The 15,382-nt window shown below is 57.3% G+C and carries 13 protein-coding genes and 1 pseudogene; 5 read left to right on the top strand and 9 right to left on the bottom strand.

Annotated features, from left to right (window positions below; all coding sequences use genetic code 11):
• The first annotated feature begins 104 nt into the window (after positions 1-104).
• Complete coding sequence (gene purT, locus GTU79_RS16165; RefSeq protein WP_203521204.1) at positions 105-1,283, top strand: formate-dependent phosphoribosylglycinamide formyltransferase; 1,179 nt, start codon at positions 105-107, stop codon at positions 1,281-1,283.
• Between the two features lie 220 nt (positions 1,284-1,503).
• On the opposite strand, the gene GTU79_RS16170 is transcribed toward purT, so the two are convergent.
• Together GTU79_RS16170 and zwf are read right to left on the bottom strand one after the other, a co-directional pair.
• Entirely contained in the window at positions 1,504-2,145 is a 642-nt protein-coding gene (locus tag GTU79_RS16170) for a bifunctional 4-hydroxy-2-oxoglutarate aldolase/2-dehydro-3-deoxy-phosphogluconate aldolase (protein ID WP_132921285.1), read from the bottom strand.
• Positions 2,146-2,193: 48 nt separating this feature from the next.
• Complete coding sequence (gene zwf, locus GTU79_RS16175; RefSeq protein WP_132921284.1) at positions 2,194-3,669, bottom strand: glucose-6-phosphate dehydrogenase; 1,476 nt, start codon at positions 3,667-3,669, stop codon at positions 2,194-2,196.
• A 323-nt stretch (positions 3,670-3,992) separates the two neighbouring features.
• On the opposite strand from zwf, the gene GTU79_RS16180 reads away from it, so the two are divergent.
• Together GTU79_RS16180 and pyk are read left to right on the top strand one after the other, a co-directional pair.
• Positions 3,993-4,862, top strand: coding sequence for a MurR/RpiR family transcriptional regulator (locus GTU79_RS16180; RefSeq protein ID WP_132927720.1), 870 nt, complete (start codon positions 3,993-3,995; stop codon positions 4,860-4,862).
• Positions 4,863-5,060: 198 nt separating this feature from the next.
• Positions 5,061-6,502: pseudogene (gene pyk, locus GTU79_RS16185) on the top strand (pyruvate kinase).
• Positions 6,503-6,844: 342 nt separating this feature from the next.
• Here pyk and lpxM read toward each other — a convergent pair.
• The 3 genes from lpxM to znuA form a co-directional block, all read right to left on the bottom strand.
• Positions 6,845-7,801, bottom strand: a complete 957-nt coding sequence (gene lpxM / locus GTU79_RS16190; RefSeq protein ID WP_203521203.1) for a lauroyl-Kdo(2)-lipid IV(A) myristoyltransferase — start codon at positions 7,799-7,801, stop codon at positions 6,845-6,847.
• Between the two features lie 130 nt (positions 7,802-7,931).
• Positions 7,932-9,260, bottom strand: coding sequence for a murein DD-endopeptidase MepM (gene mepM / locus GTU79_RS16195; protein WP_203521202.1), 1,329 nt, complete (start codon positions 9,258-9,260; stop codon positions 7,932-7,934).
• 12 nt (positions 9,261-9,272) lie between these two features.
• Positions 9,273-10,217 carry a zinc ABC transporter substrate-binding protein ZnuA gene (znuA, locus tag GTU79_RS16200; protein ID WP_203521201.1) on the bottom strand — a complete coding sequence of 315 codons (945 nt, stop codon included), beginning with the start codon at positions 10,215-10,217 and terminating at the stop codon, positions 9,273-9,275.
• 74 nt (positions 10,218-10,291) lie between these two features.
• Here znuA and znuC point away from each other — a divergent pair, with 74 nt between their 5' ends.
• Together znuC and znuB are read left to right on the top strand one after the other, a co-directional pair.
• Positions 10,292-11,050, top strand: a complete 759-nt coding sequence (znuC, locus tag GTU79_RS16205) for a zinc ABC transporter ATP-binding protein ZnuC (protein ID WP_203521200.1) — start codon at positions 10,292-10,294, stop codon at positions 11,048-11,050.
• The gene (znuB, locus tag GTU79_RS16210) at positions 11,044-11,829 is read left to right on the top strand and encodes a zinc ABC transporter permease subunit ZnuB (RefSeq protein WP_203521199.1); all 786 of its coding nucleotides are present in this window, start codon (positions 11,044-11,046) and stop codon (positions 11,827-11,829) included. The genes znuC and znuB overlap by 7 nt, the downstream gene beginning before the upstream one ends.
• Before the next feature lie 66 nt (positions 11,830-11,895).
• On the opposite strand, the gene ruvB is transcribed toward znuB, so the two are convergent.
• The 4 genes from ruvB to GTU79_RS16230 form a co-directional block, all read right to left on the bottom strand.
• Positions 11,896-12,903, bottom strand: coding sequence for a Holliday junction branch migration DNA helicase RuvB (gene ruvB / locus GTU79_RS16215; protein ID WP_203521198.1), 1,008 nt, complete (start codon positions 12,901-12,903; stop codon positions 11,896-11,898).
• Positions 12,904-12,911: 8 nt separating this feature from the next.
• A complete protein-coding gene (ruvA, locus tag GTU79_RS16220) occupies positions 12,912-13,529 on the bottom strand; it encodes a Holliday junction branch migration protein RuvA (RefSeq protein ID WP_132921276.1) in 618 nt (205 codons plus the stop codon).
• A gap of 533 nt (positions 13,530-14,062) precedes the next feature.
• Positions 14,063-14,584 carry a crossover junction endodeoxyribonuclease RuvC gene (ruvC, locus tag GTU79_RS16225; protein ID WP_203523047.1) on the bottom strand — a complete coding sequence of 174 codons (522 nt, stop codon included), beginning with the start codon at positions 14,582-14,584 and terminating at the stop codon, positions 14,063-14,065.
• Positions 14,585-14,630: 46 nt separating this feature from the next.
• Entirely contained in the window at positions 14,631-15,374 is a 744-nt protein-coding gene (locus GTU79_RS16230; RefSeq protein ID WP_132921274.1) for a YebC/PmpR family DNA-binding transcriptional regulator, read from the bottom strand.
• Positions 15,375-15,382 lie beyond the last annotated feature (8 nt).

Here is a 15,382-nt window from a genome sequence, read left to right on the forward strand (position 1 = left end):
ACCATTGATACAAAGGGATTTACCGGCATGCTACCTGGTCCTGCTGCATAGGCAAACGATTTCGTTTATACTGCGCGCAATTTTTATCAGATCAGGGGAAAAAAATGGTAACTATCGGAACGGCTTTACGTCCCGGCGCAACCAAAGTCATGCTGTTGGGTTCCGGCGAGCTTGGCAAGGAAGTGGCCATTGAGTGTCAGCGGCTGGGAGTAGAGGTGATTGCCGTCGATCGGTATGCCGATGCGCCTGCGATGCATGTGGCCCATCGTTCCCATGTCATCAATATGCTGGACGGTGACGCGCTTCGCGCGCTCATCGAGCGGGAACAGCCGGATTTTATCGTGCCGGAAATCGAAGCCATCGCCACCGATATGCTGGTAACCCTTGAACAGCTCGGTCATCATGTCGTCCCCTGCGCCCGCGCCACCCGGCTGACCATGAACCGCGAAGGCATACGCCGCCTGGCGGCGGAAACGCTGGCATTGCCCACTTCGCCCTATTGTTTTGCCCAGGATCCCGCGGAGCTTTTACAGGCGGTGGCGACTATCGGCTTTCCGCTTATTATCAAGCCGGTAATGAGCTCATCCGGCAAGGGACAAAGCCTGGTACGGGATGCCGATACCTTGGACGCCGCCTGGAATTATGCCCAGCTCGGCGGTCGGGCCGGCGGAGGCAAGGTGATTGTGGAGGGGCTGGTGCAGTTCGATTTTGAAATTACCGTGCTGACCATCAGCGCCGTGGACGGCATTCACTTTTGCGAACCCATCGGCCACCGTCAAGAGGACGGGGATTATCGGGAATCCTGGCAGCCGCAGGCCATGAGTCCATTGGCCTGGCAGCGGGCGCGGGATATCGCGCAAAAAGTGGTGACGTCCCTCGGCGGCTTTGGCCTGTTCGGCGTTGAGCTGTTTGTGCGCGGCGACGAGGTGATTTTCAGCGAAGTCTCACCCCGACCGCACGATACCGGCATGGTCACCCTGATATCACAGGATTTATCCGAGTTCGCCCTGCATGTACGGGCTTTTCTGGGATTGCCGGTGGGCGGCGTTAGGCAATACGGTCCGGCGGCCTCGGCGGTGATTCTGCCTGAGCTGGAGAGTGATAACCTGACGTTCAGCGGCCTGGAGCAGGCGCTGTCGGCCGGAGTACAAATCAGGCTGTTCGCCAAGCCCGCCATCAGCGGCAAACGCCGTCTGGGCGTGACTCTGGCCATGGCGGATACGGTAGAAGACGCCGTGAGCGCGGCTAAAGCAGCGGCGGCGGCTATTAACGTGCAGGGGTAGTGAAACAAGGCCCCATTGCAGGGGCCTTTGAGCTTGTTGACAAGGTGCCCGGTCGAGACAGGCTAGCAGATCGTAAACACGCCGTGAACCCGTTCCTGGGGGCTCGATCTGCGCCATCCCTGGCGCGGACGGTTTACTCTTCCGGCAGCCTGTCCCTCCTTACTATCGCCGAGTACGTTTGTCAGCAGTCTGAAAGTCTTCCTTGAAGGAGCCTTTGTTATTACGCTTTAGCGCCGGCGACCGCTTCTTTCGCCAGTTCGGTGATGCGCGCGTAGTCGCCCGCTTCCAGCGCGTCGTTGGGCACCAGCCAGGAGCCGCCGATGCACAGCACGCTTTTCAGCGCCAGGTAATCACGGTAGTTCTTGGGTGAAATCCCGCCGGTGGGGCAGAAACGGATCTGGGAGAAGGGTCCGGCGATGGCTTGCAGCGCTTTCACGCCGCCGTTGGCTTCAGCCGGGAAGAACTTGAACTCCCGTAAACCATATTCCATACCCAGCATCAGTTCGGACACGGTGGCGATCCCCGGAATCAGCGGGATGTTGCCTTCAGTGGCGGCTTTCAGCAGCGGCTCGGTTACCCCGGGGCTGATGATAAACTGCGCGCCGGCGGCGGTCACTTCGGCCAATTGCTGAACATTGGTAACGGTGCCGGCGCCGACGATGGCTTCCGGCACTTCTTTGGCAATGGCGCGAATGGCATCGATGGCGCACGGGGTGCGCAGGGTCACTTCCAGCACCCGAACGCCGCCGGCCACCAGCGCTTTCGCCAACGGTACCGCCTGTTCCAGCTTATTGATAACAATAACCGGCACAACCGGACCCGCTGTCAGGATGCTTTCCGCGCTTGTTTTCCAATTCTTCATTACTTGGTGTCTCCAGTCTTGCCTGTTAGGCAAAGGGTATAAGTTAACTTATTCGAATTCATTCCAGGAGCGGCCGTCACGGGTTATCATGGCCACCGAGGCCACCGGCCCCCAAGTGCCCGCCTGATAAGGTTTCGGCGCGTCATTGTCCGACTCCCAGGCTTCCATGATGGAGTCCACCCATGTCCACGCCGCCTCAACCTCATCGCGGCGAACAAACAGCGCCTGGATGCCGCGCATGGTTTCCAGCAGCAGCCGCTCATAGGCGTCCGCCAGATGCTCCTGGTTGAAGGTTTCCGTAAAGCTCAAATCCAGTTTGGTGGTTTGCAGGCGATGCTTGTGATCAAGACCAGGGACTTTATTAAGGATCTGAATATCCATCCCTTCGTCCGGCTGTAGACGGATGGTCAGCTTGTTTTGCGGCAGCTGTTGATAGGAGTCGCGGAACAGATTGAGCGCCGGATTCTTAAAGTAGATCACCACTTCGGAACATTTGGTGGGCAGGCGTTTACCGGTGCGCAGGTAAAAAGGAACCCCCGCCCAGCGCCAGTTGTCGATATCCACTCGGATTGAAACAAAGGTTTCGGTATGGCTGGCCTTGTTGGCGCCCTCTTCTTCCAGGTAACCCGGTACTTTCTTACCCTGGACAAACCCGGCGGTATATTGTCCCCGTACGGTGGTGTCGCGCACATTGGTATGATCAATGGGCCGCAGGGAGCGCAGTACCTTCACTTTTTCGTCGCGGATGCGATCGGTGGTTAAATCCGACGGCGGCGACATGGCAATCATGGTCAGAATCTGCAGCAAATGGCTTTGAATCATGTCGCGCATCTGGCCGGCTTTATCAAAATATCCCCAGCGCCCTTCAATGCCCACTTCTTCGGCCACGGTTATCTGCACATGATCAATGGTGCGATTATCCCAGTTGCTGGCGAACAAGGAGTTGGCGAAACGCAGCGCCAACAGATTCAACACGGTTTCTTTACCGAGATAATGGTCGATGCGATAGACCTGGCACTCTTTGAAATACTTCGCCACCTGATCGTTAATGACCTGAGAAGAGGCTAAATCGGTACCCAGGGGTTTTTCCATGACGACCCGACTCGGCTCTTTGTTCAGCCCGGCTTCTCCCAAACCCTGGCAAATGGCGCCGAATGTATTGGGCGGCATGGCAAAGTAGTTGATGGTAACACGGTTTTCCTGGTCGAGCTTTTCCCCCAGGCGGGTGAAATGTTTGGTTTCGTTTACATCGAGATTACAAAAATCCAGGCGCGCGCTGAGCGTCTTCCAGAGCTTTTCGTCGATAGTCTCTTTCATGAAGGTTTCCAGCGCTTCGCGTACCACCTTGGTATAAGCTTTCACGTCCCAATCGGCACGGCCTACCCCGATGATACGGGTATCGGGGTTTATGGATCCGGCTTTCTCCAACTGATACAACGAAGGCAGCAGTTTTCTCCGGGCCAAATCGCCCTTTGTGCCGAAAATCACCAGATCGCATGCCTGGGCAATGGATGTTAACGCCATGTTCCTCTCCTCGTGCAGGATGTTTGTAATTTTATTACATTTAAAAGGTTTTTGACGCCAACCAGTAAATCACCAGAAAAATCCCCAATAAATCACATTTTTCAGCATGCCACATCTTACTTACCGCAAACAAAATGTAATTTACAAACAATAATGTCAATATATTACACTTTTGAAAGTTAGACACGGGTCATAGTCTGGTAAAAAACTCGTTGTGTTCGCCGGATTAGCTGCCTTTGCCTTCCGGCTCGTAGTATATTTCATCAAATCGGTAATGATTTCTCCTTTGTGTGAAATCGGTTAAAACCATGAGCAATTCACTTATGAACATGCTGGAAAAGATTAATAGCCATATGGAGTTGCTGAGTAAGTCTGAACGTAAAGTGGCGGAAGTCATCCTCGCCACGCCCCAGACCGCTATCCATTCCAGTATCGCCATTCTGGCCCGGATGGCCGAAGTCAGTGAGCCCACAGTCAACCGTTTTTGTCGTCGTTTGGATACTAAGGGTTATCCTGATTTTAAATTACAGCTTGCTCAGAGTTTGGCTAATGGTACACCTTATGTAAACCGTAATGTGGATGAAGACGACAGCGTCGATTCCTATACGCTGAAAATTTTCGAATCCACCATGGCCAGTTTGGAGCAGGTAAAAACCCGGTTGGATATCGCCGCCATCAACCGGGCGGTGGATTTGCTCACCCAGGCCAAAAAAATCTCCTTCTTCGGCTTGGGGGCTTCCGCCGCGGTGGCGCATGATGCGATGAACAAATTTTTCCGCTTCAATATCCCCATTGTCTATTCCGAGGATATTGTTATGCAGCGCATGAGTTGCATGAATTCCAGCGAAGGGGATGTGGTGGTGCTGATATCCCATACCGGCAGAACCAAAATGCTGGTGGACCTGGCGCAGCTGGCGCGCGAGAATGATGCAACCGTTATCGCGGTAACCTCGCCTTATTCGCCGCTGGCTCGTGAAGCTTCTTTGACGCTGGCCCTGGATGTGCCCGAGGATACCGATGTCTTCATGCCCATGATATCGCGTATCGCGCAATTAACGCTGATAGACGTTCTGGCCACCGGCTTTACCTTGCGCCGCGGGGCCAAATTCAGGGATAACCTGAAGCGGGTCAAGGAGGCCCTTAAGGAATCACGCTTTGATAAGGTAGACTCAGCAGCATATAAATTTGATTGATACGGTATTATATGAAAAATAACCTCTCACTGGGGTACGAAAAAGCTACGGAAAGAGCTTTGTATGCCACTAAGACGAGGAATGCTTTAACACAGCCGAATCAGTTTCATCCGCAGTCGAGAACAAACCATGACCGCGATGAAATGATGATACGACGTTTTTGCTACACCAATAATGTCCAAGTCAACGGAGTTATCTATGTCCAGACGGCTCAGAAGAACCAAAATTGTAACCACGCTGGGGCCAGCCACCGATCGTGACAATAATCTTGAAAAAGTTATTGCTGCCGGCGCCAATGTGGTTCGCCTTAATTTTTCCCACGGGACTGCTGAAGATCACCTGATCCGGGCCAATAAGGTACGCGAGATTGCGGCAAAACTGGGACGGCATGTGGCGATCCTGGGTGATTTACAGGGGCCAAAAATCCGCGTATCTACCTTCCGGGAAGGCAAAGTGTTCTTGAGCCTGGGGGACAAGTTCATACTTGACGCCAATCTGGGCAAGGGTGAAGGCGATAGGGAAAGAGTCGGTATCGATTATAAGGGGCTGCCCGCCGATGTGGTGCCCGGCGACGTTCTGCTGCTTGATGACGGGCGGGTACAGCTGAAAGTGCTGGAAGTCATCGGTACGCAGGTGTTTACCGAGGTCACCGTGGGCGGCCCGTTGTCCAATAACAAGGGCATCAATAAGATGGGCGGCGGGTTGTCGGCCCCGGCCCTGACTGAAAAAGACAAACTCGATATTCTTACCGCCGCGAAAATCGGCGTGGATTATCTGGCGGTTTCCTTTCCGCGTACCGGTGAAGACTTGAACTACGCTCGCCGCCTGGCCCGCGATGCCGGCTGTAACGCCAAGATTGTCTCCAAGGTGGAACGCGCCGAAGCGGTGGCCAGCGACGAAGCCATGGACGATATTATCCTGGCTTCCGATGTGGTCATGGTGGCGCGCGGCGATCTGGGGGTGGAAATCGGCGATCCGGAACTGGTAGGTATCCAGAAAAATTGATCCGCCGCGCCCGTAAACTGAATCGCGCGGTGATAACCGCCACTCAGATGATGGAATCGATGATTACCAACCCGATGCCCACGCGCGCTGAGGTGATGGATGTGGCGAACGCGGTGCTGGACGGGACCGATGCGGTGATGTTATCCGCCGAGACCGCCGCCGGCCAGTACCCGGCGGAAACCGTGGCCGCCATGGCCCGGGTATGCCTTGGCGCCGAAAAAATCCCCAGCATCAATGTGTCGAAGCACCGCCTGGACGTACAGTTCGACAACATCGAAGAAGCTATTGCCATGTCCAGCATGTATGCCGCCAATCACCTGAAAGGGGTGAGCGCCATTATTACGCTGACGGAATCCGGCCGCACACCGCTGATGATGTCCCGTATCAGCTCAGGTTTGCCGATCTTCGCTCTGTCCCGTCATGAACATACGCTGAACCTCACGGCGCTGTACCGCGGGGTAACGCCGGTCTATTTCAACAGCGACGGCGAAGGGGTGTTCGCGGCCACCGAGGCGGCTAATTTGCTGCGGGATAAGGGCTTTTTGATGTCGGGGGACTTGGTGATTGTTACCCAAGGGGATGTCATGAGTACCGTTGGCACCACTAATACCAGCCGGATCCTGCGGGTGGAGTAACCCGCCCAGGCGACCGTTGCGTCAATACAGGAAAAGCCGGCCATCAGCCGGCGAGCTTGTTGACAAAGTGCTCGGTCGGGGCAAACTACCAGATCGTAAACACGCCGTAAATACCTCCTTGTAGGCTCGATCCGCGCGATTACGGCTACCCTCCCTGGTAGCCGCCCTTCGGGCCAACGCCTGACGGCATTGTTCCAAAACGCTCCGGGCGTTTTGGTCCATGGCGCGGACGGTTTACTCTTCTGGCAGCCTGCCCCTCCTTATTGACTCCGAGTATGTTTGTCAGCAATCTGAACCGACCATCAGCCGGCTTTATTTTGCCCCATTGCCGCGGCGGCGGGACTAGCGCTTATAGGGATCCGGGTCGCCGGGTTTGCGGGTTTTGAGTAATTTCAGGATCCAGGCGTACTGTTCCGGGTTCGGCCGAACCAGCATTTCAACTTCTTCATTCATGCGGCGGGCGATATCATGATCGCTAGCATCGGCGATATCGTCCATCGGCGGTCGAATGTGGATATGCAGCTCTCCGGTCTTGCTGTTGTATACCGGAAAGAGCGGAATCACCGCCGCCCGGCATATCTTCATCATGCGGCCGATGGCCGGCAGCGTGGCTTTATAGGTGGCGAAAAAATCCACAAATTCGCTGTGTTCGGCGCCATGATCCTGATCGGGCAGATAATAGCCCCAATAGCCATGGCGTATGGAGAAGATGAACGGTTTTATACCGTCGTTACGGGCGTGCATGCGACCGCCGAAACGGCGGCGTACCCGGTTCCACATATAGTCCACCAGTTCGTTGCGCTGATTGTGGAACATCGCCGAGACCTTTTGGCCGGTTGAGGACATGAGAATGGCCGGGACATCCACCGCCCAGCCGTGCGGCACCAGAAAGATGATATTGCGCTGCTGCGCCTGTGCTGCCTCGATGACGTCCCTACCGTGCCAAATGACTTTTTTTTGCAGCCGTTCCGGGCTGCGGCAGGCCAGCTCGGCCAGCAGCACCGTGGATTGCGGCACCAGGGCGAACATGTCGTCGATGATGGTTTCCCGCCGGTCATCGGTAAGTTCCGGCAGGCAGTAGCGCAGGTTAACCCGCGCGCGATGGCGGGCGCCCTTGGAGAACCGCCCTACCAGGCGTCCCATGGCGCCCAACATCGGATCCCGCAAGCGGGCCGGGACAAATGCCGCGCCGGTAATCAAGGCGATGACGCACCAGACGCCCCAGTAACGGGGCAAGAAAAATTCCCTCTTGAACTCGGGGACAAATTCCACCACGTTGGTTTTATTATTCTTTTCCATGCAAATCTCAACTGTCTTTTGTCTACTGTCGATTGCCTGAGGGTGCCAGCCTCTTCTTCCCATTTACGCCGCTCGGTTAATAAACATCATAAGGCAACCAATGACTTGTCGGTTGCCCTAAGATACCATATCAATCGAATTGCAGCTGCGGCATTGCTTCCCTGACCTGCGCCAGATAGTCGAGCCGATCCTTGCCGGTCAACCCTTCGGTGCGGGGCAGCTTGGCCGTTAACGGATTCACAGCCTGCTGGTTTATCCAGATTTCATAGTGCAGGTGAGGACCGGTGGAACGGCCGGTATTGCCGGACAAGGCGATGCGATCGCCGCGTTTCACCTGTTGCCCCGGCTTCACCAACAGTTTTTTCAAATGCATATAGCGGGTCATGTATTGCCGGCCATGGCGGATGGTCACATAGTTGCCCGCCCCGCTGCCGTTTTTACTCTCAACCACTTCGCCGTCGCCCACCGCCAACACCGGCGTGCCCACCGGCATGGCGAAATCCACGCCGCGATGGGGGGCGATATGACCGGTAACCGGATTCAGGCGCCGGGGACTGAAATTGGACGATACCCGGAATTGCTTGACGGTGGGAAAACGCATAAAGCCCTGCGCCAGCCCGGCGCCGACCCGGTTGTAAAACTCTCCGTCGCTGGCGCGGAACGCATAAACATCCTTGTCGCCGGTGCGCAGGCGCACCCCGATCAATTCGCTCTGTTCGCTGCGGCCGTTAAGCATTTCCCTCGATGTCAGCACCGCGAACCGATCGCCCTGCTGTAGCTTACGGAAATCAAGCTGCCACTGCAGCGCTTTGATAACCGAATTGATTTCCGGGCCGGACAGGCCGGCGGCGCGCGCGCTGGTGACGAAGCTGCCGTCCACGGTGCCGGTCAGCATGGCATTGCTCCATTCGCCGGCCTGATTGGCCACGCTCTCCTTGAAACCGCCGTCGAGGCGATCGTAGGTATGGGTTTCCCGGCGCGACATCTCCCAGCTCAGGCGCTGCAGCTCGCCGCCGCCATCCAGCGTCCAGGAGATTTTCTGGCCTATCTTCAGATTGCGCAACTGGGGAAACCGCTGGGCCAGCAGCGAAACATCCGACATATCGATGCCGTATTGGGTCAATATGCTGCCCAAGGTATCGCCGGTGGAAACGACATATTCATGCACCCCGGTTTCGCCGGCGACTTTTTCGTCAAGATCGTCGGCAAGGGGAACATCGTCGTCGTTATCGGCGGGGGACTGATCAATGGGTTCGCTGGCTTCCGGCGCCAGGTCACGCGCGGGCTGTGCTCCCGCCGGCACGGTGCGGCTGGTGGAGGGTCCCATAACGGGAGAGTAGACATAAGGCCGCCATACGGCCACGGCCAGAGTGATGACGGTTAATGACCCCAACATCACGCGATGGGGTCTTGGCAGATTGTTATACGCCAGCGTAATAGAACGAACGAACTGCTGCACCGATTCCTATCCTCATGATTTTTTATTCAGGCAGCTCATATATTGGTTCGCCAATTGAAACAAGAAATGGCTATAACTGTCCTTGCCCAAAGCGATACCGCTTCCCAGGGGATCCAGCGTGCCCATGCGCACATCGGTCCCTCTGGCCACGGCATTGATGACGGCCGGCCTGAATTGTGGCTCAGCAAAAATGCACAAGGCTTTATGCTCAACCAACTGAGTTCGAATGTTATGTAGTGCCTGGGCGCCGGGCTGTATCTCGGGATTGATGGTGAAATAACCCAAGGAGGTTAAACCGTAGTGTTTTTCAAAATAACCATAGGCATCGTGAAACACGAAATACCCCTTCCCGCTCGCTGGCGATAGCATTGTAGCGATTATTTTGTCATTTTTTGTCAAGGATGTGGTGAAAAATAGCAGATTTTCGTCTATTTGGGCTTTCTTATCCGGCCACAGCAGCACTAAACGATCGTGGATGGCAATGGCGATTTGCGCGGCTATTTCCGGCGACAGCCAGATATGCATATTGTATTCGCCATGATGGTTGTCGGCATCATCCGCCGGATCATGGGCGCCGGGGGCATCGTCGTCATGGTCGCCGCCTTTCATCAGCAGCGGTTTAATCGCCGGGATCGCGGACAATGTCAGCGCCTTGGCCGCGGGCAGCGCCGTCACCGGCCTGGCCATAAACGCTTCCAATTCCGGCCCGACCCAGACCACCAGGGAGGCATCCCGGATGCGCCCGATATCGGAGGGACGCAGGGCGTAGTCATGAGGCGATGCGCCGTCCGGCAGCAGCACATCTGTCCCGGTAACGCCTTCACCGATGGCCGAGGCGATAAACCCCAACGGACGAATGGAGACCAGTATATTCGCCCGTGCCTGGCCGCCGATGGCGCACAGGAGTAAAATGCCGGCCAGCCACAGCCGGGACCCTTTTTTATGGCGGGGATTCATAATGATAATTCTCTTCGGCAACTCTTGGGCGTGTGATATTATAACATTCTTGCCGTTTCGCAACCGTAATTAACATGTCAACTCTGGTCACACTCAACCATATATCCGTCAGTTTCGGCGCCAGGCGCGTCCTCAGCGATATCTCGTTTTCCCTGCGTGCCGGACGGATCCTGACGCTGGTGGGGCCCAACGGCGCCGGCAAGTCCACGCTGGTTAGGGTGGTGCTCGGCCTGATACCCGCTGACGCGGGTACGCTGGTGCGGGACCCCAGGCTGCGTATCGGTTATGTTCCGCAAAAAATTTATCTGGACACCACCCTGCCGCTGACGGTAGAGCGTTTCATGCGCCTGCGTCCGGGCGTGGAAAAGCAGGAATTGCCCGAGGCGCTGGCGCGGGTGCATGCGGCCCATTTGCTGGCGCAGCCGATGCAGAAACTGTCCGGCGGCGAAATGCAGCGGGTGCTGCTGGCCCGCGCCCTGCTCAATCGGCCGCAGCTGCTGGTGCTGGATGAACCGACCCAGGGCGTTGATATCGCCGGCCAGGCGGCGCTTTATGAGCTTATCCAGCAAATCCGCCATACCCTGGGCTGCGGCGTACTGATGGTTTCCCATGACCTGCATCTGGTCATGGCCCAAACCGATGAAGTACTGTGCCTTAATCAGCATATCTGCTGCTCGGGCACGCCGGAAGTCGTCTTAGCCCATCCCGATTATATCGCGATGTTCGGTTATCAGGGCGCTGATGCGCTAGCTGTCTACCGTCACCACCACAACCATGGCCACGACCTGAGCGGAGAGACGGTGGCGGAACGGGAGAGCTGCCGGTCATGCTAGCGCTGCTATTGCCGGGCTGGCTGGCCGGCATCCTGCTGGCCATGGCGGCGGGTCCGTTGGGATCTTTCGTGGTCTGGCGCAAGATGTCCTATTTCGGCGATACGCTGGCCCATGCGTCGCTGCTGGGAGTGGCTTTCGGATTGCTGCTGAATGTCAATCCGTTTTACGCGGTGATCGCGGTGACGCTGGTATTGGCGTTGGGCCTGGTGTGGCTGGAACGCTTCCCGCAGCTGGCCATTGACACCGTGCTGGGGATTATGGCGCACAGCGCGCTTTCACTGGGACTGGTGGTGGTAAGCCTGATGTCTAACGTGCGGGTGGATCTGATGGCCTACCTGTTCGGCGATTTGCTGTCGGTGACCCTGGACGATATCGTGCTGATCGCCTGCGGCGTGGCGGTGGTGCTCGCGTTGCTGGCCTGGCAGTGGCGGGCGCTGCTCTCGGTAACCATCAGCCCGGAGCTGGCCCATGTGGACGGTATCCGCCTGCCGCGGGTCAAGCTGCTGCTGATGCTGCTGACCGCGCTCACCATCGGACTGGCGATGAAGTTTGTCGGCGCCCTTATCATCACGTCGCTGCTGATCATTCCGGCCGCCGCCGCCCGCCGGTTTTCACGTACGCCCGAGCAGATGGCGCTGCTGGCGATAGCGGCCGGCATGATTGCCGTCACCGGCGGACTCGCTTTCTCGGCGTTTTACGACACCCCCGCCGGGCCGTCGGTGGTGCTTTGCGCCTCCGTGCTGTTTTTGCTGAGTTTATTCAGCAGGCAACGGGCCTGAACTCAGGGCACGGCTTTACGGTTCGTCGGGGGCGATGATAAGCCCCGCCATGACGCCAATGAGCAGCTACAGCTCGTCCCGCGCGATACCAAAATGCTTATAGGCCTGGGCGGTAGCGATGCGCCCCCGTGATGTGCGCTGCATAAATCCCTGCTGGATAAGAAAGGGCTCCAGCACATCTTCAATGGTTTCTTTCTCTTCGCCGATGGCCGCCGCCAGGTTATCCAATCCCACCGGGCCTCCGACGAATTTATCGATAATGGCCAACAATAGCTTGCGGTCCATAAAGTCGAAGCCCTCGGTATCCACATTCAGCATATCCAGGGCATTCACCGCCACATCGTCGGTAATGACGCCCTGGGCGCGCACTTCTGCGAAGTCCCGCACCCGGCGCAACAGCCGGTTGGCGATACGCGGCGTACCCCGCGCCCGTTTGGCGATTTCATGAGCGCCGGATTCGGTGATGCTTAATTCCAGGCAGTCGGCGCTGCGTTTGACGATATGCTGCAGATCCGCTACCTGATAGAACTCCAGGCGCTGCACGATACCGAACCGATCGCGCAGAGGCGAGGTCAGGGAACCGGCGCGGGTGGTGGCTCCCACCAGGGTAAAGGGCGGCAGTTCGATTTTAATTGACCTGGCCGCCGGGCCGTCGCCGATCATGATATCCAGTTGGTAATCTTCCATCGCCGGGTAGAGAATTTCCTCCACCACCGGGGAAAGGCGGTGGATTTCATCAATAAACAGCACATCGTGGGGTTCAAGATTGGTGAGCATGGCCGCCAGATCGCCTGGTTTTTCCAAAATCGGCCCGGAAGTAGTACGTAAATTCACGCCCATTTCATTGGCGACGATATTGGCCAGGGTGGTTTTACCCAAGCCGGGCGGGCCGAAAATCAGCAGATGGTCCAACGCGTCGCCGCGCAGCTTCGCCGCCTGGATGAAAATCTCCATCTGCTCGCGCACGTGCGGCTGTCCGATGTAATCGTCGAGGGTTTTCGGCCGGATGGCCCGGTCCACCACCTCGTCGGGGATCACCACGGAAGGGGACATTAAACGATCTGCTTCAATCATCCATTACCTCACAGCGCGGCGCGCAGGGCGTCGCGGATTAGCGATTCACAGTCGGCATCAGGCCGCGCCACTTTGTTCACCATCCGGCTGGCCTCCTGAGGTTTATAACCCAATGACACCAAGGCGGCAACCGCTTCAGATTCAGGATCGTCCGCAGACGCAGCGTTAACGGGGATACTGGCGGGAAGATCGCCGCCGCCGAGGGCGAATAATTCACCGTTCATCCCTTTAAAGCGATCTTTCATTTCCACCACCAGCCGCTCGGCGGTTTTGGTGCCGACGCCGGGCAGCTTGATCAAGGCGCTGATTTCCTGGCGCTCAACCGTATTGACAAACTGCTGCGCCGACATGCCGGATAGAATAGCCAGCGCCAGCTTCGGGCCGACGCCGTTGACCTTAATCAGTTCACGAAACAGGGCGCGCTCCTGGCGGTTAGTGAAACCGAACAGCAGCTGCGCATCCTCGCGCACCACAAAGTGGGTATACACAATAGCTTCCTTGCCGGTTTCCGGCAGGACGTAAAAGCAGGTCATGGGCATTTGCACTTCATAGCCGACTCCCTGAACTTCAAGCAACACCTGCGGGGGCTGCTTTTCCAGAATGATGCCTCTTAGGCGTCCAATCACGTTGACCTTCCTTTTGATTGTCGTTGAGTCAGCGACCCATGGCTAACATTTATAACATAATAAAGGCTGGATGAATATCCAGCCGTATAGCCTGACAGGCCCGCGATCATCGGACGTGCAACGACCGCGTTAAAGGGAGACCGTGCCGATGGGGTCGAAGCAGGCGTGGTTTTCCCGCCTGCCCGAGCGCCCCATGGCACGGTAGGCCCGCGATCACCGGACGTGCAACGACCGCGTTAAAGGGAGACCGTGCCGATGGGGTCGAAGCAGGCGTGGTTTTCCCGCCTGCCCGAGCGCCCCATGGCACGGTAGGCCCGCGATCACCGGACGTGCAACGACCGCGTTAAAGGGAGACCGTGCCGATGGGGTCGAAGCAGGCGTGGTTTTCCCGCCTGCCCGAGCGCCCCATGGCACGGTAAGCCCGCGATCACCGGACGTGCAACGACTGTGTTAAAGGGAGACCATGCTGATGGAGCCTCGACGTGCCCGGCCGGCACAGGCCCGCAACCCCGGCTGGCGCCAGCCCCCACCCCTCAGCTTAACCGGCCGCGGGCCAGATTCAGCCGGCTGTTGCCCGCCCGGATAGCGTTCTGGCTGACGTGGCAATGGGTAATGGCGATGGCCAGCGCGTCGGCGGCATCCGCCTGCGGGCTGGCGGGCAGCTTCAGCAGCAGCTTCACCATATGCTGTACCTGGCCTTTGTCCGCCGAACCATTGCCCACCACCGTTTGCTTCACCTGACGGGCGGCATACTCGAACACCGGCAGCGATTGGTTCATGGCCGCCACGATAGCCACCCCGCGCGCCTGACCCAGCTTCAGCGCCGAATCGGCGTTTCTCGCCATAAAAACTTCCTCAATGGCGAAAAAATCCGGCTGAAATTGCGTAATGATCTCGCTGACGCCGGCATAAATAAGCTGCAGCCGGGTAGGCAAATCATCCACTTTGGTGCGGATGCAACCGCTGCCGAGATAGGTAAGCACCCGTCCCTGCTGACGGATGATACCGTAACCGGTGATACGCGAACCGGGGTCGATACCGAGAATAATCGTCATCGCCCGATACCGGCCGCCGGGTTTGGCCGCCAAGCCAGCATGCCGGTCACAGGGTCGCCGCCACCTCATCGGAGATCTCGCCGTTATGATAAACTTCCTGCACATCGTCCGAATCTTCCAGCAGATCTATCAGGCGCAGCAGCTTGGGGGCGGTTTCCTCGTCCAGATCCGCCTTGGTGGACGGAATCAGCGCCACCTCGGACTCCTCGGCGTGCAAACCGGCTGCTTCCAACGCATCTTTCACCGAACCGAACGTCTCCGGCGTCGTGTAGACATCGATGGCGCCGTCGTCATAGGTGACCACATCATCCGCACCGGCTTCCAGCGCTGCGTCCATCACCCGATCCTCGTCCAGGCCGGGCGCAAAGGAGATGACGCCTTTTTTGGTGAACAGGTAGGAAACCGAGCCATCGGTACCGAGGTTGCCGCCGGTTTTGGTAAAGGCGTGCCTGACCTCGGAGACGGTACGGTTGCGGTTGTCGCTCAGGCATTCAACCATCACCGCCGTTCCGCCGGGGCCGTAGCCTTCATAGATAATGGTTTCCATCTGGGTATCGTCATCGCCGCCCACGCCCCGCGCGATGGCGCGATTGAGGGTATCGCGCGTCATATTATTGGCCAGGGCTTTATCCACCGCGGCGCGCAGTCGTGGATTGGCCCCCACGTCGCCGCCGCCAAGCCGTGCGGCGGTCACCAATTCACGAATGATCTTGGTGAAGATTTTGCCGCGTTTACTGTCTTGGGCCGCTTTACGATGCTTGGTATTGGCCCACTTGCTATGACCTGCCATAACTCTCT

Source organism: Sodalis ligni (genome assembly GCF_016865525.2).
Taxonomy (GTDB): domain Bacteria; phylum Pseudomonadota; class Gammaproteobacteria; order Enterobacterales; family Enterobacteriaceae; genus Acerihabitans; species Acerihabitans ligni.